The organism is Paenibacillus sp. S28, from assembly GCF_016624415.1.
Taxonomy (GTDB): Bacteria; Bacillota; Bacilli; order Paenibacillales; family Paenibacillaceae; genus Paenibacillus_AQ; species Paenibacillus_AQ favisporus.
In genome coordinates this window covers 87525-114232 of the sequence record NZ_JACVTM010000009.1, presented here as the reverse complement: position 1 = coordinate 114232, position 26708 = coordinate 87525, and the positions used below count along the sequence as shown (strand labels likewise).

Here is a 26708-nt window from a genome sequence, read left to right as displayed (position 1 = left end):
AACTGGGCGGGTGCTTCGATTTTTTGAAGAGAATCACAGGTCGTTTTACGCAGGTACAGCAAAGACGGCTTTAGATTTGCGAAAGGAGGAACCATGAACGAGAGCAGGGTGTTATCAAGACCATGGGCGCTGGAAGGGCCCAGCATTCAAATCGACCCGCTGTTTCCTTATTATGCGGACCGCTCTGCCGAGAGCATCGCCGAAGAGATCGAGCTGTCCGGCTACCGGACGGTGCATTATTTTGTCGTGAACGAGAGCAGGGTCCGAACGGACATCATTGAGGCTTTTCACGCCCGGGATATTGCCGTATGGGCGCTTGTAATCGGGAACGGAACGTTCGCCACTGAACATCTCCCACGGGAATGGCGTTCCTGGCGGATGGGGCTGCTGAAGGAGCTCAATGACGGCTTTGAGCGGTTTTCTCCGTTCTCGGCATCTTACGTGGAATGGAAAAAGGAGGCGGTCGCCCGGGTCGTTCTGGACCATCCGTTTGACGGCATTGAGATCGCCGAGCCCTATTTTCCGGAATGGGACGGCATCCGCAGAGGGGTATACGGCGACGTCGGCCCCCATGCAAAGAAAGCGTTCCGGGACAAGTACGGCCATGATATTCCCGAATTTCTGAACAAACGGGCGGCTAACTATTATAAAAAGGTGCCCGACATCTACGGCAAATGGATTACTTTCCGCGTGGACGCCGTGAACGGACTCATCGATGAAATTATTAACGGCAGCGGGGGCGCAAGAAGTGTCCGCCCGGATATTGCCGTGGCGACCTGGTCGCTGGCGGTTGACGGCGGAGCGGTATCCACTCTCCGGCTGAAGGAATGGCAGGGGCTGGATGCGATTTCGATGATCGGGAAGGTCCGGCCGGATATGCACGTGCTTCAAACCCACTGGCCGGACTGGATGAAACGCCATTTGCCGCCGCAGTACGCGGGCGGATACGAAAGCTTCGCCGCACCGATCCGGGCCGCTTATCCCGGACTTCCCCTTGGCATTCAGGCTGACATCGGATCCCGGAGCAGCATGGTGAAGAACCGGCGCTGGCTCAATGACTTCCAGAACACGGTTTACGAGCTCGGCTACGATACGTGGACGGCGTACGAATACCATCTCGGCGGGTATATGTATGACGAACCGCCTGTCCCTGTGAAAGCGGTCATGCGCAGAGAACAAGAGCTGACGGTTTCGTTCAACAAACGGATTGATCCGGATACGCTGGGAACGGTGCTGTTCTTTGCGGAGGAGAACACGGAGGCTGGGCCGCTGGCCGGCATCACCATCGAGCAGAGGGCCGTCGACGGCAACCGTTTATGGCTGCGGGTAAACGGGCTTCCCCGGCGGCCTGTACTGGTCGAAGTCAGCGGGATGCGGGATACGCCGGGACTATGGCATGTGAAAGGCAAAAAGTCGGGTGAAACCCCGATCGGCCAAAGGCTAAAAGTAGAGCAGGATCGTGGGTAAGAGAGTTAGCTGAGCATAAAAAAAGCGTCCCGGCGGCAGTGATGCCGCCAGGGCGCTTCTTTTATACTTGCCGCAGGCATTATTGGGCGGTGTATCCGCCGTCTACCATCAGGCTCGTTCCGACCACGAACGAAGAGTCGTCGCTGGCCAGGAACAGGACGGATTTGGCCACCTCTTCCGCGGTGCCGAGCCGGCCGATCGGGTGCAGCTCCACGAGCTGCTGCTTGGCTTCTGGCGGAAGCGCCTTTAGCAGAGGCGTATCGATATAACCCGGGCAGACGGCATTCACCCGGATGCCGTGTTTGGCGTATTCAATGCCGAGCGTCTGGGTGAGCATGACGACGCCGCCTTTGGCCGAGCCGTAAGCGGTAACTCCCGCCTTGGCCGCATGGCCGTGGATCGAAGCGGAGTTGATGATGGCACCCCCGGTGCCCTGTCTCAGCATTTGGACCACGGCGTGTTTATCCGACAGGAAGACGCCTGTCAGATTGACGTCGATCGTGCGCTGCCATTTGTCCAGCGACAGCTGATCGGCCGGCTCATCGTTGGCCACGCCCGCATTGGCAAACATAATGTCCAGTTTTCCGTATTCCTTCACGGTCCGTTCCACCAGTGCCTGGACTTCCTCCTCCTTGGTCACATCCACCCGGACGTAAATCGAGTCGTACCCTTTTTCTTTCAAATGGTCGGACACTTCCTGGCCCGCTTCCGAGCGGTCGGCCACGACGACCTTGGCGCCTTCCTGGGCAAACAGGCGTGCGGTGGCTTGTCCGATCCCGCTGGCACCGCCCGTAATGATCGCTACTTTACCGGAAAGTTTCATACCTCGCGTCACTCCTTCTCACAGCAATTGTCCGTATCCGTCACCGGAATCGGGTTCATCTTTGTTAATTTACCCAATTTTCTGAAAATATTAGCCGACGCTTTGGAGATACCCTGAGAATAAAATGCCGCGAACGGAGCAAAAAGAGCTTGCTTTCCGGAAAAGATGGTGGTACATTCAATATATAAATTGTGTACAATTTAATTTTATAAAATACAATTAAAGTGGAGGATGGGACCATGAGTATTTATTCTTTTACAGCAAACAGCATTCGCGGCGCGGAAAAGGAACTTTCGGAATATAAGGGAGACGTGCTTCTCATTGTCAACACGGCGAGCAAATGCGGGTTCACCCCGCAGTATGCCGACCTGCAGAAGCTATACGAGAAATACGGAGACAAGGGATTCAAAGTGCTCGGTTTTCCAAGCAATCAGTTCGCCGAACAGGAGCCCGGAAGCAATGAGGAAGTGAATACGTTTTGTCAAATTAATTATGGGGTGAGCTTCCCGCTGTTTGAGAAGGTGGACGTGCGTGGAGAAGACAAGCATCCGCTGTTTGCTTACTTGACGGAGCAGGCTCCGTTTAAGGGGATTAGCACGGACAATTCCGAAGGGAAAATGCTGCAATCGTTCCTTGAGAAGGAGCAGCCGGAGCTTTTGGAAGGCGACGATATTAAATGGAACTTCACCAAGTTCCTGATCGACCGGGAAGGACGGGTGGTGGAGCGGTTTGAGACACCGGTCGGTCCGCTGGAGCTGGAATCGGCTATAGAGGCGCTGATCTAAGACACGATGGTATGGATAGTGGCTATTCATGCCAGGGCCGCGTCAAACAGCCATTTGGATAGAATTGCCTTGAATTTTAATGTATTCTGAAGGTAATTTTCAGGTGTTTTTAAGAAAACTCTCATATAATGCACTCATACCCCTTTTATATATGAATTGACCCTAGGCACGGGACTAGGGTCTATTTTTTTGTCCATTTTTCGTATAAGGCTTTATCCGGAACGGATGAACGCTGCTTGTCGCCTGGCATATTACTTTTGCCGTATATCGCGGGTATCTTATAGTTAATCAGTTTGTTAAGCCCCATCCTCGCACAAACGCCCAGCAGCCCGGCCCCGGACTTACGGTTTCTGGCGCCGCCTGCGCAGCTGAAGCTGCTGTAGATTGCGCCAGGAGATCTGCCGGATGCCCTGGCTTCGCATCACTTCGCGGATCCAGGGATCGCGGAAAACCTGCAGCTCCATGCCGCGCTTCAGCCACTCATGATGGATGGCCATCAGCTCATCCGTAATGACGGCCGGATGGATATACAGCTCGCTGACTCCGGCCTGGAGCGAGCACAGCATAGCCGCTACGCTTTCCCTGAAGGCTTCGTATGTTTCTCCCGGGCGCAGTGAAAAGGGCAGCTGGATTAAGTGATCTGGAATGACGACCCCGAGCGAGTCCGCTTCACGAACCCGCGCTTTATGGATGCGCCGGGCGGCGGAAGGGAGCTGAAGCGAAGCGGGAATATGCCTTGGCAGCCGAAACGGAAGGCCGTTCTCCGCGCAGACGCCAAGGACGAGGGAGAGGAAATCCCGCCCCGTTTCCAGCCCGTACAGGCTCCCCATATGATTATCGAGATGGGTCGGATTCAGCCCCATGCGCCGGGCGAGCCGGATTTGGCCGATGATTTCGGCGTGCACCTCGGCTGCCTGGGCTCTGGTCTCCACTGTGCGGCAGTCGCGGGGAAAGTACCCCTCATTCGTAATGAGAGAGGACACCGTCTGCCGGCGGGTGACCGGTCCCCAGCGGAAGGTGTCCCACTCGCTGGTAAAGGTCAAGTGGACACCGACGTCCACGTCCGGGCGCGCGGCCGCCCATTGGGCAGCCTCTTTGGCCCACGGGCACGGCATCATGATCGTTGCCGAGGAAATGGCCCCTTCGGCAAGCAGCAGCTGGATGCCCGCGTTGGCCGAGTGGCACATGCCATAGTCATCCGCATTGATGATCAGCAGCCGCGCATCCGGCGGGAAGCCCAAAGCTTGAGCGAGGTTCAAGGGACGTCGCCTCCTAATTGAATAACGTATTTCCATGCAGGGAGAGGATCATTATCGAACGAAGAGGGAACCGGTGGTTCCAGTTTAGGAGAATCAAGGTCGAGGGATTCGAATCACAATAAATAACAACGAAGAAAAGAATAGAAACTGTGAAATTTTAACCGCCAGTTTCATTTCTTCACCTAAGTCTGCTAATCCAAATAAAATATGAACTACGGACACTAAACCGGTAATGATTAAAATAATCCATGCGAGTAAATACACGATTTCCCCTCTTTTTAAATGATATGGACAATGGCTCAATGGCGACGAATCCTGTAGATCACGCACGCCATCAAGCATTTTGGCAAAGGCGTTAAAACACTTATATTATCAATGATGTATTTTTATTTGTAAATATATGTAATATTATACGAATGGCAAGATTAAGCTCGGCAACGAAAGAATTATCCTATGAATTATCGAAACTTCAGAAACGAAAACAGACCCTTTGCGGTGCTACCGCAAAGGGTCTGTTTCATCTTGCTATTTCTATTCGTTTGTTTTTATCGGCTTATGATCATCGGCTGTTCTTATTTGACTCATTCCCCCAGGCCTTTGCCCATGCCTTTCAGAAACCGCAACCCGAAACCGATCGCCCGGTTCACGTCAGGATCCTTCAGCGCATTCATGAGGGAGAAGACTGTCACTTTTTTATCCTGCGGCTGATTGGCCTCCTCCAGGCCCTTGGCCACACTGCCGAGCAACTTCGCTGTCTGCTCCGGATCGATAGCGGCGAGGGCGCCGGCGGCGGCCATGCCGTTGTTGATCATGTTTGTCACTTCCGGCCGGGTGGCCTGGCCCAGGACGATTTCGGCCACTTTGGCTTTGGCCTTCAGCAGCGACTCAGCCGCTTCCAGAATGCCGCTGTCGTGCAGCTCGCTGAGCACCCCGATGGCTTTTTCTAGCGCCTGCTCATGCTCGGCGATCGAATCCGTCAGCTGCTCCAGCGACTGCTGCTTCAGCTCTTCTTCCGTCAGCTCGCGTTTTTTGATGTATGAAATCGGTTGTGCCATATAGATTCCACCTTTCCTTTAATCGACGAGCGATACATAATCCGGCCGGCTCCATTTCCGGTGCACCTCGACGCCTTCCTGCGGATAGCGCTTCTTGTTGCGCGGATTGGTCAGCGGCAGCGGATTGGTACCCTTCACGTTCAGAATCTGCATCCGCACGCGCGTCTGCTTATAGGCCGGCGTGTGCGTGCGCACATCGACCGCATTGCCGGTGAGCAGGTTGACCGCGTTTTCGTGGCTGACCGAGTGCATCGGCACGTACAGCTCGTTGCGGTGGACGCGGTCGGTAATGACCGCCTTCAGCTTGATCGCGCCATAAGGCGATTCGAGCCGCACCAAGGATCCGTTCTCGACGCCCCGTTCGGCGGCCAGCTCAGGCGATACTTCCACGAACACTTCCGGCAGCTTCAGATTGATTCCGTGCGATTTGTTGGTCAGATTGCCTTCATGGAACTGCTCCAGCAGGCGTCCGTTGTTCAGGACGAGATCGAATTCGGCCGGGTATTCCACCGGTGGAATGTAGCCGACCAGCGAGAAGCGCGCCTTTTTGTCGGGGAAGAAGAAGCCGTCCGTATAGAGCAGCGGTGTATGTTCCCCGCTCGCCGAGCCCCAGATGAAGCTGCCCCAGCCTTCCAGCACGTCATAGCTGCACTGGGAGAAGAACGGGGTCAGGCTGGCCATTTCGGCGAAAATTTCGCTCGGGTGGGTATAGCCCCAGTCATACCCGAGACGCTTGGCGATCTGGGTCGTGATCCACCAGTCCGGCTTGGAGTCGCCGAGCGGCTCCAGCACCTGATACAGGCGCTGAACGCGCCGCTCCGTATTGGTGAAGGTGCCTTCCTTCTCCAGTGACGGCGCGGCAGGCAGAATGACGTCGGCGAACTGGGCCGTCTGTGACAGAAATACGTCCTGCACGACGAAGAAGTCGAGCTTCGCCAGCACCTCGTGCACGTGGTTGGCGTTGGAGTCGACCCAGGCCATATCCTCGCCGACGAGGTACATCGCCTTCATGTCACCGCGGTCGATCGCATCGATCATCTGGATATTGTCCATACCCGGCTGCGGCGAAATCGCCACGCCGTAAGCTTTTTCAAACCGCGTCCGCGCTTCGTCGTTTGAGACATGCTGGTATCCCGGCAGCCACGGCGGCAGCGTGCCCATGTCGCAGGCGCCCTGCACGTTGTTATGTCCGCGCAGCGGGTAGGCTCCGGCGCCGGGACGCATGTAGTTGCCTGTAGCGAGCAGCAGGTTGGAGATGGCCGCCGACGTGTGCGAGCCGGCGATGTTTTGGGTGACGCCCATGCCCCAGCAGATGACGGTGCCGTCGGCGTCGCGGATCATCTCGGCGATCGAGATGAGCGTCTCCTTGGCAATGCCGGTTTCCTGCTCGGCGTACTCGAGCGTGAAGGTGTCCAGCAGCTGCTGGTATTCGGCAAACTGATTGACATACTGGTCGATAAACGCCTGCTGGTGCCATCCCTGGTCAATCATGTATTTCGTGACCGCCGTCAGCCATACGAAGTCCGTACCCTGCTTCGGACGGATGAACAGGTCCGAGCGCTCGGCCATCTCATGCTTGCGCAGGTCGGCGACGATCAGCTTCTGGCCGTGCAGCTTGTGCGCCCGCTTGATCCGGGTCGCCAGGACCGGATGGCCTTCGGCCGGCGCGCAGCCGATCAAGATGACGAGGCCGGCTGCCGCGATGTCCTGGATCGTGCCGGCGTCGCCGCCGATGCCGACCGTCGACATCAGTCCGTCCGATGCCGGAGACTGGCAGTAGCGGGAGCAGTTGTCCACGTCGTTCGTTTCAAACACCTGGCGGGCCAGCTTTTGGATCACATAGTTTTCTTCGTTCGTAATTTTCGAGGAAGAAATAAAGCCGACCGAATGGTTGCCGTACTCCTTACGGATGCCTCCGAGGCGTTCGGCAACCAGGTTCAGCGCCTCATCCCAGGTAGCTTCTACGAAGGCGTCTCCCTGCCGGATCAGCGGGGTCGTAATCCGCTCTTCGCTGTTGACGAAATCCCAGCCGAATTTGCCTTTGACACAGGTGGAGATCGCGTTGACCGGCGCATCGTGGGAAGGCTGTACCTTCAAAATTTTCCGGCCTTTGGTCCACACCTCGAAGGAGCAACCGACGCCGCAGAACGTGCATACCGTTTTGGTCTTGCGCGTGCGTGTGTCCCGCATCGCCGCTTCGATCTCCGAAACGGCGAAGATGCCGCTGTATCCCGGCTCCACTTCCTTGACGAGGTCGATCAGCGGATTCAATACTTCCTCGTTGATGCCTGTCATGAAGCCGGCCTCACCCAGCATCGATTTTTCCATGAGGGCGTTGCACGGGCAGATGGTGACGCATTGGCCGCAGCTGACGCAGGACGAGTCGTTGATATCGACCCCGTTGTCCCACTTGACCCGCGGGATGTCTGCTTCCCAATCGATGGAAAGGGTTTCATTCACCTGCAGATTTTGGCAGACCTCAACACACTGTCCGCAGGCAATGCATTGATTCGGGTCATAACGGTAGAACGGATGGGACATATCGACTTCCGAAGGTTCGACCTTCGGCCGGTACGGGTACTTCTGGTGTTCGATTTCCATCATTTCGGCGGTATTGTGCAGCTTGCAGTTGCCGTTGTTGTTGTCGCATACGGTGCAGTAGAGCAGATGGTTTTCGAGGATCCGGTCCATCGCTTCCGTCTGTGCAGCCTTGGCGGATGCGGAAGACAGCTTGACGTTCATTCCCGAAACGGCAATGGTCGAGCAGGCGCGCGCAAGCTTCCCGTCGATTTCTACAATACATGTGTCGCACGTCTGGATCGGGTCTACCTCAGGAACATAACAAATTTGCGGATGCGACAGGCCGGCAAGGTTGATCGCCTCGAGCACGGTCATGCCCGATGTGACTTCCACCGCCTGTCCGTCGAGCGTAATGTTAACAAAATTTTGGTTCACGAACATAAAACCCCTTTTCACCCCAATGTTAAATGGAGCCGCCAAGCGTCCCGGTGTTTGCAGCGCTTAGGCGGGTGTCCATAAGCTAAAGAGCAGGCCATAAAAACAAAAAAACTCCACTAAACCCGTCTCCGCTAATCATTGTGCGCGGCAGGTTGTAGTGGAGTAACCGATTAGCATTGGCCTACTAATGGATCATTCCGGCGCCTGTATGGCATAAATGTATTCTCGTCATGATTATACTACGCCCGGGCAGAAAAACAAGGTTGAATTATTCTGTACAATCCTACTAAGATTTAGTATAGTGTTAAACTTGTGATGAGGTGAGAATGGGATGAAGAAGGAAGTTGCGTTTAACGATATCATTCGCAAAGTGAGGAAAGATACGTTCGGAAAAGGTCCGGAACGCATTCATACCACGTTTGTCGAGAACATGGCGATCACCCGGATGCACGGCAATTTCACACCTACTGAAAAGTTTATCGCACAGTCCGAAGACGGCAAGAAGATGGTGCACAGCGCGAGAACACACATGATCAAGGAACTGTACAAATCCCAGGTTCCGGAAGGGCTGGAGGAGCTGTGCGGATCGAAGCTGATCCATCTGTTTACGGATATCAAGGTGGAAGAAGACATGGCCGTTTCGGTCTTTATGTTCGAGAAAAATATAGAGCAGGGATGAAGCGATGATGGAGGCTGTGACGAGCAGGCCGGGCATGATCCGGTATGAACAGGGAAAGATGGAGGAAAAGACCGACTTGGTCGTGAACGAGCATCCGGTAACGATCAAAATCAACGGCGAGGAATTTGCGACTCTCGTCTGTACGCCCGAATACATTGAAGATATGGCTGTCGGTTATCTCGCATCGGAAGGCGTCATTTCAAGCATTGAGGAAATCAAGGACTTATGGGTTCAGGAAGAGGAGGGGTTCGTCCACGCGTCTGTAAGCAAGTGGAGTCCACTCCATCGCCAGCTGTACAGCAAAAGGTACGTCACGTCCTGCTGCGGCGCCAGCCGGCAGGGCTTTGTGTTTTTCAATGACGCGAAAACGGCCAAGGTGCTGGATCAGGCTCCGGTGGAGCTGTCCTTTGACGATTGCTTCCGGCTCGTGCGGGAGATGCAGGAGGGAGCCGAGACGTTTAACCGTACGGGCGGCGTGCATAACGCCGCTTTGTGCGACCGGAACGGGATTCTTCTGTCGAGGATGGATATAGGACGGCATAACGCGCTGGATAAAATTTATGGTTACTGCCTGAAAAACGACATCGCGGTGGATGATAAAATTATCGTATTCAGCGGCAGAATTTCCTCGGAAATATTGCTGAAGGTGGCGAAAATCGGCTGTGCCGTCATCCTGTCCAAATCGGCGCCAACGGAGCTTGCGCTTGAGCTGGCGGACAATTTGGGCATTACCGCCGTCGGTTTTATCCGCGGCCAATCCTGCAACGTGTATACCCACCCGCACCGCATTGTGGAGTGCAGGCCGCAATCCTGAGCGGCCCCAGGCGTACCTGCTGCAGCAGCACGAATTGTTTCGGGCACCAGCCCACATCAAGGGAATTTGCAGCTTCAAATGAAGGAGGGATCATCATGGAAACCCATGATCAATACAACCGTATACTCAGAGATTTGAGGCTTTCCGTGACGGACCGCTGCAATTTCCGCTGCCGGTATTGCATGCCCGAGGAAATCTTCGGCAAGGATTACGCTTTTTTGTCCAGGGAATATATTCTTAGCGTCGAGGAAACGGTGCGGATTACGCGGATTTTCACCCGTCTCGGGGCCCGCAAAATCCGCATCACCGGCGGCGAACCGCTGCTGCGCAAGGAGCTTCCGGATATTATTCGGGAGGTGTCCCGGATCCCTGGCGTGGAGGACGTTGCCTTGACGACGAACGGCAGCCTGCTCGCCCGGCACGCCCGGACGCTGCGTGAGGCGGGCTTGATGCGCGTCGCCGTCAGCTTGGATGCGCTCGATGACGACACTTTTTTGGCGATGAACGGCGGAAAGGCCAAGGTGGCGCAGGTGCTGAAGGGCATTGACGCCGCCGCCGAAGCAGGTCTGGCCTTGAAGGTTAACATGGTGGTGCAGAAGGGCGTCAACGAGCATGCCCTGCTGCCTATGGTCCGCTATTTCCGCGAGCGGGGCCATATTTTGCGCATGATCGAATATATGGATGTCGGCAATACGAACGGTTGGAACTGGGATCAGGTCGTCAGCAAGCGTGAGATGCTGGAGCGGATTCACGCCGAATTTCCGCTGGCGCCTGCCGATCCCAACTATGAGGGAGAGGTGGCTTCCCGCTTCCGGTTTCTTGACGGCCAAGGCGAAATTGGCGTCATTTCATCCGTCAGCGACGCCTTCTGCTCCACCTGTACGCGGGGCCGATTATCGGCGGACGGCATGTTCTACACCTGCCTGTTCGCGACGAAGGGGCATGACCTGAGGGAATGGCTGCGTTCAGGCGCAACCGACGACGAGATCGCGGATCATATCATAGCCATTTGGGAAGGACGGCATGACCGGTATTCGCTGGACCGCGGTAAAGCCGGCACGGGTACGGGCCGGGAAGCCAAGGTGGAAATGTCCCGGATCGGCGGATGACGGCTTGTTCCGCTCTGGCTTCCTAGAATGTACATCGATCAACGTTTTCTTTAAAATTGTTGACAAATTTATGAACCGGTGTTTATCATATGTATGAAATGTCATAGACAAATGGGGTGGATGTAGGGAATGCACCTGCCCTATTCGTTACGTGTCATGTGTGTTTGATCTCCCTATAGGAATCGGGTAGGGGAATTAACCGCTGTCAATCAACTTTCGGCTGCAGGGCCGGGGTTTGATTTGTGGCGGTTTTTTTGTTGTTGGAATGAACAAGGGAAAGTGGATCTTTTTGCGAATCACAGGCTTTTATCGAAGAAAGTTATGAAGGAAAATGGAAGGAATGGTTCGATGTCGTCTTTTTATTCACCGCAGCAAATTCGTGATATTGCCATTGAAACAGGGGAGAAGAAAGCCAAACTGCCGCTGCCCGCGGTCCTCATTCTCGGCTTCCTGGCGGGTGCGTTTATTGCGCTTGGTTTTCTGCTGGATATCCGTGTCATCGGAACGGCTCCGAAGGAATGGGGCTCGGTCGCCGGATTTCTGGGTGCAGCCGTCTTCCCGGTAGGGCTGATCCTGACCGTCCTGGCCGGAGGGGAACTATTGACGGGGAACATGATGACGCTTCCAATGGCGTGGTTTTCCCGTAAAATCGGCTTTGGCGCCGTCCTCAAAAACTGGATTCTCGTTACGGTCGCCAACTTTATCGGGGCGGTGTTCGTCGCCTATTTCTTCGGGCATGTCGCCGGGCTGACGGAAGGAGCGTTTCTGGCCAAAACAGTAGCTGTGGCCGAAGCAAAGGTGCATGATTCGTTCCTGCAGGCTTTCGTATCGGCCATCGGCTGCAATTGGCTCGTCTGCCTGGCGGTCTGGCTCGGTTACGGCGCAAAGGATGTTACCGGAAAAATCTTCGGGATCTGGTTTCCGGTCATGGCGTTTGTCGCCATCGGCTTTCAGCACGTAGTCGCGAACATGTTCGTCATTCCGGCCGCGATCTTTGCCGGACAGATGAGCTGGAGTCAATACTTCCCGAACTTCGCGGCGGTGTTCCTGGGCAACCTCATCGGCGGAGCGGTCTTTGTGGCCCTTGCATATTTCGCCGCTTACCGCCAGCCCGCCGGCTCCATGCTGCCTTTGGCCGAGAAGGCGAATCATAAATCGGCGTAATGCCGCTTGGCGTACTGCTCCAAAATATGCACGAATTTGAGAAGCGCCATGCCGGCCGGCTGATCTTTGCCCTGAACCATCAGCAGGTCCCGGCCGAGCTTCATTCCTTTCAGCTTGACCTCGCACAGCTCGCCGCTGCCAAGCTCCTTGCGGACGACCCAGCGGGACAGGACAGCGATGCCAAGGCCCGCGGCGGCCGCTTCCTTGACACCCTGGCTGCTGCTGAAGACGAAGCTCCGCTTGACCGCAAGTCCTCCCTCCTCAATCAGCCGGTCGCTGTAGGCCCGCGTGCCCGAACCGCTTTCGCGCAAGACCCACACCTGGTCCTGCAGCATGCCGGGATCAATCGATTTGTAGGCGGCGAGGGGATGGTCAGGCGACATCACCAGCACCATTTCGTCCTCCATGAACGTGGTCAGCTGCACGTCCCTGGCGGTCGTGCTGCCTTCAACCAGACCGATATGAAACCGCCCTTCGCGGATATCGTGCACGATGTTGTCGGTGTTGCTGATATGAACCTGCACGTCCACTTCGGGGTATTGGTGCGCATATTCGGCGAGAACGGCCGGAAGGATGTATTCGCCGATCGTAAAGCTTGCACCGATGCTCAAGGAGCCGGTCACGACATCCCGCAGCAGATGGATCTCCTGCTGGGCCTCCTCGTACAGCGCTAGCATCTGCTTGGCCTTCCGGAACAAGATTTCGCCGGCCTCGGTCAGTCTGACCTGCTTCGGGGACCGGAGCATCAGCTTCGTGCCCAGCTCATCCTCCAAGTTCCGGATGTGCAGGCTTACCCCCGGCTGGGACAGATGGAGCAGCTTGGCGGCGCGGGAGAAATTGCGCTCTTCGGCGACAGTGACGAAGACCTTGAGTGTGTCTGTGATCATGGCGTGGACTCCTGTTTATCATTTCTTCAGCGGCAAGCGAGGCTAAGGCTAAGGCGGTGCTGAAGATTACACTCAGTGTAACGTGGGGGAGGGCCGCAATCAATCATAAGTTATCCTGATGATCGGGATAGCAAATCGGTATTTCCCTTCCGGAGCAGGACATTCTATAGTGAGCGTATCGATAGCCGCTTGAATGACCAGGCTACGGACGGGAGGAATGAATCATGATTGCATCTCAGGGATCGGCCCTGCCGCGCAAAAAGCGCAATTTGAACGCTTATATGCTGGGGCTCTGCCTCACGTTTGTATTATCACTGCTGGCCAAGGGGCTGGCGCTGCTGCCTTTTCTCGGCATCATGGGGCAGCTGGTGCTGGCCATCCTGCTTGGCATGGTTTACCGCGCATTCGCCGGCGTGCCGGAGTACGCGATGCCCGGCATCGCCTTTTCCAATAAAAAGCTGCTCAGGCTGGGCATTATTTTGCTCGGCATGCGGCTGAACCTGGCGGACATCGTTCATGCCGGGCCAAAGGTTCTGCTGCTGGCCGCGGTCAATATCAGCGTGACGCTGCTCGCGGTATACGGCATCGCCCGGCTGATGAAGGTCGATCCGGTTATGTCGCTGCTGGCCGCCTGCGGTTCGGCCATTTGCGGGGCGGCGGCTGTGGCCGCCATCGCGCCGCAGGTTCGGGCGAACGAGCAGGAGACGGCGGTCAGCGCCGCGGTAGTTGCCCTGCTCGGCACCTTGTTTACGCTGCTGTACATCGGCCTGTATCCGCTGCTCGGCCTGTCGCCGGCCGGATACGGCGTGTTTGCGGGCGGCACGCTCCATGAAGTCGCCCATGCCATCGCGGCAGCAGCACCAGGGGGCAAGGAGGCCGAAGATATGGCCGTCATCGTCAAGCTGACACGGGTGGCGCTGCTTGTGCCCGTCGCCGTTCTCGTCGGCCTCTGGAGCAACCGCAAGGGCGGGCGCACCGCACCGGGGGAAAGAAGCCGCATACCCATCCCATGGTTTGTGCTTGGCTTTCTTGTGATGAGCGGCATCCATACGCTGGGCATCCTGCCGGAATCGGCTGCCTCGCAGATCGTCACGGCAGCTTATATGCTGATGGCCATGGCCATGGCCGGTCTTGGCCTGAACGTCGACTTTGCCGTGTTCGGGCGCAAAGGGGGCCGGCCGTTCGCCGCAGCGCTGCTCGGCTCCTGCCTGCTTGCCGGCGTTGGATATGTGCTGGTCAAGGCGTTGGGATTAGCATAAACGCCGGAACGTACCGGCCAACACCTAAAGAAGGACTCCGGCCGGGAACGGCGGAGTCCTCCTCTTTTTTTACAATCTTAAATGAACGTATCCGCTACAGTTCTTCGGAATCATCACCGTCATATCCATTGATCAGGTCCGTTCCGTGCATATCCTCCACCATGGCGATCGCGGAAGGATCGACCGGACTGTTCGCCGAAATGTCGTCCGCATCCGGAACATCCGGCAGCTCTTCGTCCTCCGTCAGTTCATTCACGGCCGAGGATTCACCGGCGTACGCGCCGGACGTCCCGGCAGAGGCTGGAGCCGAGTCCCGGCCCCCAAGCTCGGGACTCATGTCGGACCGGACATAGAATTCCACGTCCTCCGCTTCCGGCTCACGGCTGATGCTTTGCTTGGTGTATGTTCCCGTATCCTTGAAGTCATCCCGGGGCAGCTCAAACTCGGGCGGAAGCTCGCGCTGCTGGTCGTACCGTTCATAGGTCAAATCGGCATCGCTTTTAATATTCTTATTATAATCATCAGCCATGTCATCCATCTCCTTTGGCGTATTTTCTTTCCTTACCGTTACCCGAATTGAGCCCGTATATCCGCTCCCGGATTAAAACTTAGGAAATACGTATCGGATCAAGAAGTAGAGGAAACCGAAAAAAATGATAATGTACGCGGCATATTTGATAAAAGTGGCTGCTACAAGACTGGAATCGGACTTCTGCTGAACTTCCTTATGCTCAACCTCAACGTTGTTCCGGCGGAATTCACTCATGGGTAATCCTCCTTTCAGCGCAGAGCGGGAAGTCTCTGTCGTTTGCTACTTTAATAAACGTACCCGCCCAAGGTGAAACATCGTTACCATACTTAGGAAAAAGTGGTATGATTAAATAAGTCCCGGCCTGTGTAACCCCGAAGGCAGTTGCGCTCAGGTTGAAGTCAATCCGGGGATCCTTATGTTTTCAAATGCATAAATATAATAATGTAGCCAGTATACTCGATATTATATGTATATTTATGCAAATGATATATTTTTTGACGATGACCGAAAGAACAGGAAGGAGTGGACGATGATGATAGCGAATCTACATAACAGTTTAAAATTTACAAATATTAACTTTTGAGGTGTTTTATGAAGGGTTTCCCCAAATCCGTAATCACTAAGCTCGCTCTGATCGCTTGCCTGACGCTGGTGTTTGTGACGGTACCGGTATTTGCTGGGGCGATGCAGACGGGTGGAGAGCGTTGGATTACCGAGTGGGAGGTCAAATGGGCGGACAGCCCGGATCTTGCGGCAGTTCCCGGATCCGTAACGGCAAGCGAAGGCTGGAGCCCGAATCAATCCGGCATGGCTTTGCCGAAGAGGCCCGGAACATCATCGACATTATGGATCAGAACGAAGCTCCCTGCTTTGAACTGGGACATCCCCTCCATGCTTATCCCTAAGATATACGGACAGAACATTGCAATTTTTATCGGCACGACCCCCATCTACGAATCAAACCGCGACTATATTTACGATAACAACAAAGTGTTAACTCCCCTTCAGAGAAATGATTCCGATAAAATACTGTACATAGGCGTTCAATCCGCCAAGGACCGCATCGGACTGCGCCACGGCATTGAACTGGGCAACTATCCGGAATTGCTGGACAACTACGTCAAGAGAGACCTGATCGATATCATACTGGGCTGCGCGTTTGTCTTTATTGCGCTCGTCATGCTCATTTGCTCGGTTTTTTTGAAAAAGGAGCAGAACGCCTCCTGGATTTCACTGAGTCTGGTGATCGCCTCCGCCGGAGTGCTGGTCATCACGTATTCCCCGTTTCTTTATACCTTTTACAAGGATTACGGCAAGCTCTACACCCGCCTATGGGATGTCGCGCTGTTCGTGCTGCTTCCGTCACTAACCTATTTTATCGAACGGATCTTCGGCAGCGGGTACCGGTCGGTGATCAAGAAGCTGTTGTATTTTCAAATCGGATATTCGGCATTCTGCCTGCTCTTCATGCTGGCAAACATCGTGCTGAACGACAAACTGTTCGGTATCCATTATTTTCTGTCGGTCCGTGTTCTGGGAATCGTTATGATCGTACAAGCCGTGCTGCTCGTCAGCAATTCGATCATCCATGCCGTGAAAGGGAACCGGAGCGCCGAGATTCTCACCGTCGGTTTTGCGTTGTTCGGCTTGACGGTCATTGGCGAAATGGTCTGGTTCTATTTGAAGGATGGCAATTATGACCTGTTTCTGTGGAAGTGGGGGGCGGCTGTATTTATCATTTCCCTGATGCTGATCCTCGGCCGGAACTATACCATCAATCACGAACAGATTGTAAAATATTCAAGAGAGCTGGAAATGTTCAACAACGAGCTGCAGCGCTCCGAGAAAATGGCCATCATCAGCGAATTGGCGGCATCCGTCGCCCATGAGGTCCGGAACCCGCTTCAGGTGACGCGCGGGTTCCTGCAAGTGCTGACCAAGAAGTACAGAAACCAGGATAAAATCTATATGACGATGGCTCTGGAGGAGCTGGACCGGGCCGCAGGCATCATCACCGACTTCCTGACCTTTGCCAAGCCGCAGTTTGAACGGATTTCCGTCCTGAACGTCAAAGAGGAGCTGGGGCATGTGGAGGGCGTCATCGTACCGCTTGCGAACCTTCAGGGCGCCCAGATCGACATGCGTATTCCGGACCATCTGCAGGTGAAAGGGAACTCTTCGAAATTTAAGCAGGCTTTTATCAATATGGTGAAGAACAGCATCGAGGCGCTTAACGGAGACGGTCAGATTAACGTATGGGCTTACGAGATGGACGAGCGGGTTGTAATCCATATTCAGGACAATGGGGAAGGGATGAGCAAGGAGGAGCTTGCCCGGCTGGGTGAGCCGTATTTCTCCAACAAGACGAAAGGGACCGGGCTTGGTCTTATGGTTACGTTCCGGATCGTGGAAGCCATGGGGGGAAGTCTTGAATTCAAAAGCGAAAAAGGGGTGGGAACCGAAGCGGTCGTCTCCTTTCCATCAGCGGCTGTATAAGCCGCTTGACGGTAAGGTGGCGAACTTCGCTGTTCCCAACCCTTTCAAGATTTATGTAATATTCAAGATGAGGTGTGTAATCTCAATTACCAGGAGTATTTCGGCGCCGCGGCCGCTCTGACCGTTTCTGTTGGACTTGGGGGAAGCACGAGATAAAACTCGTTGGATGATTCCTCCACTGTCTTTACTTTGATGTGTTCAGGTAAAATAATACCGAGCACTTCTTTGATTGCGGCCTTAGGGTCGGCCAGGAGTCTTTCCTTGAAACTTGGGTCTTCCCAGGCTTTTTGAATAACTTGGTTGTGAAGGATAGCTTCTGCTGTCATTAGAATCACCCTTTCAACTAAATGGTTAATATTACCTTTATGAGTATACCATGGAATAAATTATAAATCTATCATTATTTGATATGATTTAACATCCACAAACTTAATCCGCCTTTTTGCAAGGCGTTTCTCTCTTCTTCGATCCGGTTCGCGTCGTCCTGAATCGACATCAGAATATGCTGGTGAAAAGAAAGCAGCTGTGGAATGCTCAATGGGGTCTGCTTGATGTGCTCATGGTTGGCTTCCGCTACGGCGGTGTATGAGCGCAGAATGCCGTGAACGGCAATATAATGCTCGACACGATCGGCAGTGAGCGGTTCGTCGGGGGCAAACTGCGACCGGATCAGCGAGAGCAGGCTGTTATAGCTGCCTTCCTCAAGATCTTCCCGCCAGTCTGCCCAATCGTCCGCCATTTGCAGTGTAGCCAATACGTGTTCGAGCAAGTCGGTCACGGCCGGAATTTGTTCCTCCCTGTTCGACAAGAGCAGCGCTCCGGTGCTCGACAGCTTCAGCGGCGCAGCCTTGCGCGCGATGAACAGCGGATTCACTCGGAAATAGTCGGCCGTGTGCTCATTGGTAACGGCTTCCGCCCATTCATGCAGGTACTGCCTGAAATAGGACCAGAACCGGGACGCTGAGGGGAAGTAGCCGCGGTAGATGTCGAGAAACTGCAGGTACAGCAAATTTCCCAGCGGCAGCTGCTCCTTGTCCTGGGGCGAGGAGGAATCCATGCAATCGTCCTGAATGAAAAAGTAGAGCATGGCGCAAACGTTGCCGACCGACAGCTTCCGGGCGTCTTCGGCCGAAAGTCCTGCCGTTTCTATCAGCCAGAAGGGCAGCAAATAGCAGATATAGTTTTTGGCGCTGTTTTCTTCGAGCGGGTTAAAATGGCTTAAATAGGAAAGGCCTTTCGTGTTCAACGGAGAGGGGAACGATGCAATGATGCACTCGGTTTCGCGAAATACATACGACAAATCGGCTTCATAACGCTCTAACCATTCCATAAAATCACCTTTTTTAGATAGGATTGTTGTTCCAAGCGGCGGTATCCGATGCTGAAGACATCATTGAGCCGTTGACTGGTTATGAGTGGGAGGTTGTGTGTATGTTGTTATATGAAATTTAGTTGAGGTTTTTATTAGTTTAGCATATATTTCCAATTTATGAAATCCGTAATTGAAAGAACCGGATGCGAGGCTGCAGACTGCTGGTTCCGGTACACTAACATTCGGTAGAGGTGCACATATGAAAGCTTCGAGAAAATACGGCATCATCGCGGCGGCGATATGTATAGTCATCCAGCTTGTGCTTGCCGCCTCCTGTTACGGCAGTTCCGAACCGGCTCTAAAGCCGCTGACGGACTGGCGGTTCACATGGGAGGGCGGAGGTACAGGCAGCCGCAGCACGGACGGCATCGGGCCGGCTTCCGGGTGGGAGCCGTACCGGATGAAGCAGCCGCTGCAGCTAAGCACCGGGGAAGAGAAGGCGGGATGGTTCGAAACGAAGCTGCCGGCGCTCATCTGGAATACGCCTGCCATTTTGCTCAAACCGGTTTATGGAATCAAAATCGACATCTACGTCGGTCAAGAGAAACGATACGAAATCGATCGGGATTACCAGTATGATGTTCATCATATCCTGCTTCCGCTGAGCCGTGAAGACGCCGGTCAAACGCTGCTCATGAAAATTCAGGGGGGAACCGGCCGGATCGGCATGGACGGTCCCGTGTGGGCCGGCGATTACCAGACGCTGCTGACCAAGCTGATCAAGGCTAATCTGGGTGATATCGTTTTGGGAAGCTCGTTTATATTCATTGCGCTGATTATGCTGATTTCGGCTGTACTCCTGAACCGGAGTGAGCGGAACAGCTGGCTGTCGCTGACGGTAGTCATTTTGTCGATCGGGCTCATGATCCTGACTTATTCTCCTTTTGTGTACAGTCTGTTCGGAAGCTATGGAGAATTGTTTCAGGTCGTTTTTGACCTTGGCCTGCTGTCGCTCTTACCGGCGATAACCTATTATTTTGAAAGAACCATTGGCCCCGGCTACATGCTGATCATCCGGATTTGCCGTAAATTCCAGGCAGGGTACTCGCTCTTTTGCCTCGGGTTTATGGTCATCAACCTGCTTAGCGGCAGCCGTTTCTCCGATATTTATTATTTCTTTTCCGTCAAGGTGCTCGGCTGCATTATGATTGTTCTGCTGATGATTTTGGCGGCCAGCGCGATATCCTACGCCGCCAAAGGAAACAGGGATGCGGCTGTGTTTGCTTCGGGATTTGCCTTGTTTGCCATCCCGGCGCTGGGTGAACTTGTCTGGTTCTATGTACGCCAGGGGGACTACGTGCTGTTCTGGTGGAAATGGGGAGTCCTTGGCTTCGTGATCAGCCTCATCATGATCCTTGGCCGGAAGTTCGCCCATAATCATCGGCAGATTGTCGTGTATTCCGGGGAGCTTGAAATGTTTAACAGCGAGCTGCAGCGGTCGGAGAAAATGGAAGTCATCAGCGAGCTGGCCGCCTCGGTTGCACACGAGGTGAGAAACCCGCTTCAAGTCACCCGTGGCTTTCTGCAGCTGCTGCAGGAGAAGTCAAGGGACCGGGAGAAGGAGTATCTCCGGCTGGCGCTTGAGGAATTGGACCGGGCATCGGGGATTATTACGGATTTTCTTACGTTTGCCAAGCCGGAGGCGGAGAAGGTCGCCTTGCTCAATGTGGGGCATGAATTCCGGCATATCGAGGGCATCTTGATCCCCCTGGCCAACCTTCAAGGCGGCCGAATGACGACGGATATTCCCCAAGACTTGTACGTCCACGGCAATTCGTCCAAGTTCAAACAGGCCTTTATCAATATGATCAAGAACAGCATTGAAGCGCTGCGGGAGGAAGGCCACATTCAAATCCGGGCTTACCGGGACAACGGCCAGGTTGTCATTCGCGTCGCCGACAATGGAGAGGGGATGGAGCCGTCAGAGGTGGCGAGGCTCGGCGAGCCATATTACTCCAACAAATCGAAAGGAACCGGGCTCGGGCTGATGGTCACGTTCCGCATCATTGAGGTGATGCAGGGAAAGATCGAGATTGAGAGCAAGAAAGGCGCCGGTACGGTGATGACCGTCCGTTTCCCGGCCGCCGCATCCGGCGAACAGGGAACGGAATGATCCCGTGATCCGCATACACTGGAACAAAAAAATGGCGCCTGCATCGGCGTCATTTTTTTGCGTTTAAAAGAGCATTTCAGGGGCGTTTCCTCCTTGAATGTCCCTCCAGGCCAGATATAAGCTGATCGCTGCGGCAATAAGGAACAGGAAAGCGGAAATAAAAGCAAGCTGCTTTCCGGTGCTTAGCGCACCCATATTCCCTCCTGCTCCCATTCCCGGGGTTGCGGAGGGGACCACTCCGCTGATTCGAACGGGCTTCGCCGGTTTTGATCTTGACTTAACCCGTTTCCCGGGCTTTGCCGATTTCACTGGTTTCACGGTAGACACTCCTTTGCGTGAGAATCCTTCATTAAGAACGATGGCAGGGGTACTTTAACGAACTCACAGTAAGTTATGTTACTGCAGTTCGGGTCGTTCCGAGGCCAAGAGAAAATAAACTGAGGAAAGAAACCGATGTATGTTTGATCATCAGAAATAGGTTTATACAGCTCGTAGCCGCAGCTGAAGCCAGAGGTCTTATTGCAGTGTATGATGGGGCGGCAGAGATGTTATCGCAGGAGCAAAAAAATAAGGTCCCGGCTTGACCTCGTGCCGTCCCTTCCCGGGTGATCCGAATATGTCGAAAACATCCGGCTGGTGAGAAAATGGGCATTTACTAGATTGTTAGTTTTGTTATAATAAATTATGCTAACTTTCTTTGGAGAATACGAGCAATGGCAGGAGGATATCATGGACAAAACGCAATGGAGCATCAGCAGCTGGAGCTTTAAGGCTTGCAAGGACCAGGAATGGATGGAGGCGAAGGTACCGGGCTGCGTACATACGGATCTGCTGGCCAACGGCAAAATTCCGGATCCGTTCTACGGAACGAATGAGAAGGAAGTGCAGTGGATCGACAAGCAGGATTGGGAATATGAAAGCCGGTTCGATTTGCCGGAGGAGCTGCTGTCCCTTCCGCATCTGGAGCTCGTCTTTAAAGGGCTTGACACCTATGCTGACGTCGCCGTGAACGGCAAACCTGTTCTTCAGGCAGATAATATGTTCCGTACATGGAAGGCCGATGTCAAGGATGTGCTGCAGCCGAAGGACAATACGGTCCATGTGCGTTTCCGCTCGCCGGTCCAGGAGGATCTTCCCAAGCTGGAGCGCCTCGGCTACGATTTGCCGGCAACGAATGACCAGTCGGATGTCGGAGGACTTGGAGACCGGAAAATCAGCGTATTCGCCCGCAAGGCGCCGTATCATTACGGATGGGACTGGGGTCCTCGATTCGTGACCAGCGGCATTTGGCGGGATGTCTATATTGAAGGATGGGATCACAGCCGGATTCAGGATGTATACATCGATCAGACGGAGGTTACGGCAGCGTCCGCCAAGTTAACGGCCGTGATCGAGCTGGAGTCAGACCTGGAAGGGGAAGCGCTGGTTCGCCTGAGCGCGGACGGTCAGACCTGGGACCAGAAGGTCCAGCTGTCACAAGGCACCCAGACGGTGGAACTCCCGCTGGTGATCGACAATCCGAAGCTGTGGTGGTGCCGTGGACTCGGTGAGGCGAATTTGTATGAGTTCCGTGCGGAGCTGATCGTTGACGGCGGCGTGACAGCCGAGAAAAGCATTAAAACGGGCCTGCGCTCGGTCAGGCTGGTCCGCGATAAAGACGAGGCCGGCTCCACCTTTTATATCGAGCTGAACGGAGTACCGGTGTTCGCCAAGGGTGCCAACCATATTCCGAACGACAGCTTTATTACCGAAGTAACCTACGAACGTTACCGTCATGAGATTGCCAGCGCAGCAGCCTCCAACATGAATATGCTTCGCGTCTGGGGCGGGGGGATTTACGAGCAGGACGCTTTCTACGAGCTGTGTGACGAATACGGCCTGATGGTATGGCAGGATTTCATGTTTGCCTGCAGTATGTACCCCGGCGACGAAGCATTTTTGGAAAATGTGCGGCTGGAAGCGGAGGAAAACGTCAGACGTCTGAGAAATCATCCTTCGATTGTTTTATGGTGCGGAAATAACGAAATTGATACCGCCTGGTCCCACTATTCCGAAAATACCGGCTGGGGCTGGAAGCAGCAGTATACTCCGGAGCTCCGCGAGCGCCTGTGGCAGGATTACGAGGCGATCTTCCACCGGATTTTGCCGGAAGCGATTTCCCGGTATGCGCCGCAGGCCGATTACTGGCCGTCTTCGCCGATGATCGAGCTGACCGGGGACATTCGTCAGCATGCGACGAACAACTCCACCGGCGGGGATATCCATTACTGGGGCGTATGGCACAATGTGGAGCCGTTTGAAAATTATAACGTGTACATCGGGCGTTTCATGAGCGAATACGGTTTTCAGTCGTTTCCGGAATACAAATCGGTTCGCCGTTATGCCGAAGAGCATGATTTGGCCCTGGAATCGGAAGTGATGCTGGCCCACCAGAAGAACGGGCAGGGCAACCGTCTGATCAAGCAGTATATGGATATGTACATGAACGAGCCGAAGGATTTTCCGTCCTTCCTGTATATGAGCCAGGTGCTGCAGGCAGAGGCCATGAAGATGGCGATTGAGGCGCATCGCCGCAAGAAGCCTTACTGCATGGGGACGCTGTATTGGCAGATGAACGATTGCTGGCCGGTGGCTTCCTGGGCGGGAATGGATTATTTCGGCCGCTGGAAGGCGCTCCAGTATTACGCCAAACGAAGCTTCCGCGACATCGCCGTTTCCATCGACGGTACGAGCGGCGACGAATTGGACATTTACGTCCTTTCCGATGTGCTTCAGCCGCTGTCCGGAAATCTTCGCCTGCAGGTCATGGACCTGAAAGGGAACGTCCTGCAGGAAACGGCGGAGAGCTTCAGCATAAGCGCCAACACATCGGAAAAGGTGCATACCTGCTCCGTGGAGCAGCTGCTGGGCGGAAGCCGCCCTCAGGAAACGTTTCTGCTCGTCCAGCTTGAAGTGTCCGGACAGGTGGTGGACAGCAAGGAGCATTATTTTGTGCCGGCTAAGGAGTTTGCGTTCGCCAAAGCGAATATCACGGTACGGGAAGAAGAAGGCAGCCAGGGTCATACGCTGATCCTTACAACGGATACGCTGGCCAAACAAGTATGGATTTCCAGCGAGGCGGAGGGCAGCTTCAGCGACAATTTCTTCGATTTGATCCCGGGCAGGGAGCAGCGCGTACAGTTTTACGCCCGTTCGGAAGGGGAAGAGCCGTTCATCCCGGCCAGACCGGGCCGGATCGAAGTGAAATCGATGGCGGACTTTATCGTAAAGTAGGATATTTGCATACAAAGGAGCCGTCCGGGTACCGGGACGGCTCCTTTTATTTGGGGTGGACGCGTATGCACCAGCGCTGTAGTCGCTGCTGTTAAATATAATGCAGTCCGGATAAATAAGGCAGAGGTATCGTGCAGAAATCCTTCGGAGCCCCCGCCAGGTGGGGAGACTCGGGATCAAACAGCAGCGACAGCAAACCGCTGTCATCCAGCACGAGTTCCTGTCCCTTGTTTGTGACCGTATATGATCTGCCGCCGGCTTCATCGATGCGGATAAAGGATTTCCAGTCAACCTGGAGCAGCGGGGAACACTGCGTGAGCAGGCTTTGGGCGTCCGCGATCCATACGGTGCCGCTGTTCGGGCCGGATTGGACCGCGGCGCCGGCCTGCTGCAGCAGTTTCAGCAGGGCTTGCTCCTGCCAAGGCACCGGAACCTCCAAGCGCTGAATCTGGTGGCGCTGGAGCATTTCGGCCAGCAGCCGGGCAACGGCATGCGGATGGCCTCCCCACTCGACGGCCTTGGCCGGTTCGCCGGACGTCGAGGATTCAGGAGCCGTTGGCACGGCAGCGGCCAGAAAGGCTGTTATCGCGCCGTCTTTGCGAGCGGTGAGCGTCTCTTGGCGCATCATGGTGATGTCCGCGATGGCGCTGCTGCCCAGCAGCGTAAGCAGCTGTCCGGGGCCCTGCTCATAGGCCGGGGATGCGCCGGAGAGGATCGCGGAGATGCCAAAGGTATCCTCCGGCCGCATAGGGCTGATGCTCCATTCTTCTGTATCCGGTTGCAAAAGGGCTGCCGCGCTGCCGCTATCCAGCATGGCATAATGAACTCTGCCAAAATCGTAGCAGCCTGCCCGGCGGTACAGGGAACGGCCGCCGGATACGAATACGAGGGATGCCCCGGAGCGGCGTGCATGATCCATGCATTCCGCCAGAAGCGTGCTGGCTAGATTTTGCCCGCGGAAGTCGGGGTGTGTGCATACCGAACCGATGCTGAACACGTTCAGCCTGGCTTCCCCGATCCGCATCACGTCCGGCGCCAGTCCCATGAACGCCACCAGCTCGCCCTCATCGGTGAACGCGCCATATGAATGGCTGACGCCCGGATGAAACAGGGCCGGAAACGATTTGCCCATAGAAGGCTGGCCGGGCTTGCCAAATACAAGGTCTGACAGGTCTGCGGCCTGTTGTAATTCATTTGAATAAAGCAGCCGAATCTTCAAGTTATACATACCTCCTCATCCGTTATGCTTGTTGTCTAGGTCGAGAATAAGTATAGTCCTCTAACGGGATAAAGTGAAGACGGGCGAACCATTTCCTTTATTGAAAAAAACAAATGCCCGGAAAGCCGTTGTCTGCTCCAACGTTACAAAAAAGTGCTTAAATGACTTTGAAGTGCGTACTTCCCGACGGAGCCATCCGGGTGCACAATAGAGCCATCACCAAGCACAATATATAAAGGAGCTGACATTCCATGAATGATCATAAATCGGTTAAGGAAGAACGGAAAGTAGCATTGGTCGTCGGGGCCAATGGGGTGATTGGACGCAATCTCATCGACTATTTGCTGACGCTGCCGGAGTGGGAAGTGATCGGGGTATCCCGGAGGGGAGGGGAGGACAGGGAGCGGGTCCGCTATATCGCGGCGGATCTGCTGGACCCGGAAGATGCCCGGCGCCGTCTGGGCGCGCTTCCCGAGGTGACGCATCTTTTCTACGCCGCTTATCAGGACCGCCCGACCTGGGCCGAGCTGGTGGCGCCGAACTTGGCCATGCTGGTCAACAGCGTCGAGGCGGTCGAAGCGGGATCGCCGGGGCTGCGGCATGTCAGCCTGATGCAGGGGTACAAAGTGTACGGTGCGCATCTCGGCCCGTTCAAAACCCCGGCCAAGGAATCGGATGCCGGTCATATGCCGCCCGAGTTTAATGTGGATCAGCAGCAGTTTTTGGAGAAACGGCAGCAGGGAAAGGCTTGGACGTGGTCGGCCATTCGTCCTTCGGTAGTAGCGGGTTTTGCATTGGGCAATCCGATGAATCTGGCCATGGTTATCGCCGTATACGCGTCCATCTCCAAGGAACTGGGCATTCCGCTCCGTTTTCCGGGGAAACCGGGGGCCTATCATACGCTGATGGAGGTTACTGATGCCGGGCTTCTTGCCAAAGCCACCGTGTGGGCCGCAACCGATCCGCGGTGCGCGAATCAGGCGTTCAATATCAACAACGGGGATCTGTTCCGCTGGAACGAGATGTGGCCGAAGATCGCCGCTTACTTCGGAATGGAGACGGCGCCGCCCCTTCAGATGTCCCTGGACGTCGTTATGGCCGACAAGGAGCCGTTGTGGAATGACATGGTCCAGAAGCACGGGCTTGCCCCGCATTCTTATCAAGAGGTTTCTTCCTGGAGCTTCGGCGATTTCGTCTTCTCCTGGGATTACGATTTCTTCGCCGACGGGACCAAAGCCCGCCGCTTTGGCTTCCATGAGTACGTGGATACAGAAGAGATGTTCATGAGCATTTTCGATGATTTACGCCGGCGTAAGGTCATTCCGTAACGTGTAGGTTTGGCCGTTATGTCTATGATATCCTCAACGTATAAAAAAGAGAGGCTGCCCCTGATCTTGCAGGGATGCAGCCTCTTTGCTTATATATGCTTCTGATCCTTCCGAGT

At 54.7% G+C, this 26708-nt stretch carries 23 protein-coding genes; 11 read left to right on the top strand and 12 right to left on the bottom strand.

The genetic code is table 11. The features are described 5' to 3' along the window. Positions 1 to 93: 93 nt before the first annotated feature. Positions 94 to 1467, top strand: coding sequence for an N-acyl-D-glucosamine 2-epimerase (locus tag IAE55_RS21345; protein WP_200633837.1), 1374 nt, complete (start codon positions 94 to 96; stop codon positions 1465 to 1467). A 79-nt stretch (positions 1468 to 1546) separates the two neighbouring features. Here IAE55_RS21345 and IAE55_RS21340 read toward each other — a convergent pair whose 3' ends face one another. Further along, complete coding sequence (locus IAE55_RS21340; protein WP_200633836.1) at positions 1547 to 2290, bottom strand: SDR family NAD(P)-dependent oxidoreductase; 744 nt, start codon at positions 2288 to 2290, stop codon at positions 1547 to 1549. A gap of 239 nt (positions 2291 to 2529) precedes the next feature. Here IAE55_RS21340 and IAE55_RS21335 point away from each other — a divergent pair, with 239 nt between their 5' ends. Beyond that, the gene (locus tag IAE55_RS21335; RefSeq protein WP_200633835.1) at positions 2530 to 3075 is read left to right on the top strand and encodes a glutathione peroxidase; all 546 of its coding nucleotides are present in this window, start codon (positions 2530 to 2532) and stop codon (positions 3073 to 3075) included. Positions 3076 to 3416: 341 nt separating this feature from the next. Here IAE55_RS21335 and IAE55_RS21330 read toward each other — a convergent pair whose 3' ends face one another. From IAE55_RS21330 to fdhF, 4 genes are all read right to left on the bottom strand, one after another. Next, positions 3417 to 4334: a polysaccharide deacetylase family protein gene (locus IAE55_RS21330; RefSeq protein WP_200633834.1), complete on the bottom strand. Its 918-nt coding sequence runs from the start codon at positions 4332 to 4334 to the stop codon at positions 3417 to 3419. Between the two features lie 93 nt (positions 4335 to 4427). Then, the gene (locus IAE55_RS21325) at positions 4428 to 4598 is read right to left on the bottom strand and encodes a hypothetical protein (protein WP_200633833.1); all 171 of its coding nucleotides are present in this window, start codon (positions 4596 to 4598) and stop codon (positions 4428 to 4430) included. 317 nt (positions 4599 to 4915) lie between these two features. Then, on the bottom strand, positions 4916 to 5389 hold the full coding sequence (locus tag IAE55_RS21320) for a DUF1641 domain-containing protein (protein ID WP_105445051.1): 474 nt from the start codon (positions 5387 to 5389) through the stop codon (positions 4916 to 4918). A gap of 18 nt (positions 5390 to 5407) precedes the next feature. Next, positions 5408 to 8344, bottom strand: a complete 2937-nt coding sequence (gene fdhF, locus IAE55_RS21315) for a formate dehydrogenase subunit alpha (RefSeq protein WP_260986969.1) — start codon at positions 8342 to 8344, stop codon at positions 5408 to 5410. Positions 8345 to 8678: 334 nt separating this feature from the next. Here fdhF and IAE55_RS21310 point away from each other — a divergent pair, with 334 nt between their 5' ends. The 4 genes from IAE55_RS21310 (at position 8679) to IAE55_RS21295 (ending at position 12113) form a co-directional block, all read left to right on the top strand. Continuing rightward, positions 8679 to 9026 carry a DUF2294 domain-containing protein gene (locus IAE55_RS21310; protein ID WP_076173660.1) on the top strand — a complete coding sequence of 116 codons (348 nt, stop codon included), beginning with the start codon at positions 8679 to 8681 and terminating at the stop codon, positions 9024 to 9026. A 7-nt stretch (positions 9027 to 9033) separates the two neighbouring features. Further along, positions 9034 to 9840, top strand: a complete 807-nt coding sequence (gene fdhD / locus IAE55_RS21305; RefSeq protein WP_076173758.1) for a formate dehydrogenase accessory sulfurtransferase FdhD — start codon at positions 9034 to 9036, stop codon at positions 9838 to 9840. A 95-nt stretch (positions 9841 to 9935) separates the two neighbouring features. Next, entirely contained in the window at positions 9936 to 10949 is a 1014-nt protein-coding gene (gene moaA, locus IAE55_RS21300; protein WP_234489750.1) for a GTP 3',8-cyclase MoaA, read from the top strand. Positions 10950 to 11297: 348 nt separating this feature from the next. Beyond that, positions 11298 to 12113 (top strand): formate/nitrite transporter family protein, encoded by an 816-nt coding sequence (locus IAE55_RS21295; RefSeq protein ID WP_200633832.1) that lies wholly within the window; start codon positions 11298 to 11300, stop codon positions 12111 to 12113. On the opposite strand, the gene IAE55_RS21290 is transcribed toward IAE55_RS21295, so the two are convergent. Next, on the bottom strand, positions 12098 to 13000 hold the full coding sequence (locus IAE55_RS21290) for a LysR family transcriptional regulator (RefSeq protein WP_200633831.1): 903 nt from the start codon (positions 12998 to 13000) through the stop codon (positions 12098 to 12100). The genes IAE55_RS21295 and IAE55_RS21290 overlap by 16 nt on opposite strands. A 224-nt stretch (positions 13001 to 13224) precedes the next feature. Between IAE55_RS21290 and IAE55_RS21285 the strand changes: the two genes are divergently transcribed. Continuing rightward, positions 13225 to 14259, top strand: a complete 1035-nt coding sequence (locus tag IAE55_RS21285; RefSeq protein ID WP_200633830.1) for a putative sulfate exporter family transporter — start codon at positions 13225 to 13227, stop codon at positions 14257 to 14259. Positions 14260 to 14353: 94 nt separating this feature from the next. On the opposite strand, the gene IAE55_RS21280 is transcribed toward IAE55_RS21285, so the two are convergent. Beyond that, positions 14354 to 14788 carry a hypothetical protein gene (locus tag IAE55_RS21280; RefSeq protein WP_200633829.1) on the bottom strand — a complete coding sequence of 145 codons (435 nt, stop codon included), beginning with the start codon at positions 14786 to 14788 and terminating at the stop codon, positions 14354 to 14356. Between the two features lie 72 nt (positions 14789 to 14860). After that, positions 14861 to 15025, bottom strand: coding sequence for a hypothetical protein (locus IAE55_RS21275; protein WP_167372908.1), 165 nt, complete (start codon positions 15023 to 15025; stop codon positions 14861 to 14863). A gap of 357 nt (positions 15026 to 15382) precedes the next feature. On the opposite strand from IAE55_RS21275, the gene IAE55_RS21270 reads away from it, so the two are divergent. Continuing rightward, positions 15383 to 17287, top strand: a complete 1905-nt coding sequence (locus tag IAE55_RS21270) for a sensor histidine kinase (protein ID WP_200633828.1) — start codon at positions 15383 to 15385, stop codon at positions 17285 to 17287. An 86-nt stretch (positions 17288 to 17373) separates the two neighbouring features. Here the strand turns inward: IAE55_RS21270 and IAE55_RS21265 are convergent, their stop codons facing one another. Next, on the bottom strand, positions 17374 to 17613 hold the full coding sequence (locus tag IAE55_RS21265; RefSeq protein WP_076173667.1) for an NHLP leader peptide family RiPP precursor: 240 nt from the start codon (positions 17611 to 17613) through the stop codon (positions 17374 to 17376). A gap of 74 nt (positions 17614 to 17687) precedes the next feature. Further along, on the bottom strand, positions 17688 to 18617 hold the full coding sequence (locus tag IAE55_RS21260) for a hypothetical protein (protein WP_200633827.1): 930 nt from the start codon (positions 18615 to 18617) through the stop codon (positions 17688 to 17690). Positions 18618 to 18858: 241 nt separating this feature from the next. Here IAE55_RS21260 and IAE55_RS21255 point away from each other — a divergent pair, with 241 nt between their 5' ends. Further along, entirely contained in the window at positions 18859 to 20772 is a 1914-nt protein-coding gene (locus IAE55_RS21255; protein ID WP_200633826.1) for a sensor histidine kinase, read from the top strand. A 63-nt stretch (positions 20773 to 20835) separates the two neighbouring features. On the opposite strand, the gene IAE55_RS21250 is transcribed toward IAE55_RS21255, so the two are convergent. Beyond that, positions 20836 to 21090 carry a hypothetical protein gene (locus IAE55_RS21250; RefSeq protein WP_145163299.1) on the bottom strand — a complete coding sequence of 85 codons (255 nt, stop codon included), beginning with the start codon at positions 21088 to 21090 and terminating at the stop codon, positions 20836 to 20838. A 411-nt stretch (positions 21091 to 21501) separates the two neighbouring features. Between IAE55_RS21250 and IAE55_RS21245 the strand changes: the two genes are divergently transcribed. Further along, positions 21502 to 24045 carry a beta-mannosidase gene (locus IAE55_RS21245; protein WP_200633825.1) on the top strand — a complete coding sequence of 848 codons (2544 nt, stop codon included), beginning with the start codon at positions 21502 to 21504 and terminating at the stop codon, positions 24043 to 24045. A gap of 91 nt (positions 24046 to 24136) precedes the next feature. Here IAE55_RS21245 and IAE55_RS21240 read toward each other — a convergent pair whose 3' ends face one another. Further along, positions 24137 to 25264: a GNAT family N-acetyltransferase gene (locus IAE55_RS21240; protein WP_200633824.1), complete on the bottom strand. Its 1128-nt coding sequence runs from the start codon at positions 25262 to 25264 to the stop codon at positions 24137 to 24139. A gap of 251 nt (positions 25265 to 25515) precedes the next feature. Here IAE55_RS21240 and IAE55_RS21235 point away from each other — a divergent pair, with 251 nt between their 5' ends. Continuing rightward, complete coding sequence (locus IAE55_RS21235) at positions 25516 to 26592, top strand: SDR family oxidoreductase (protein ID WP_200633823.1); 1077 nt, start codon at positions 25516 to 25518, stop codon at positions 26590 to 26592. Positions 26593 to 26708 lie beyond the last annotated feature (116 nt).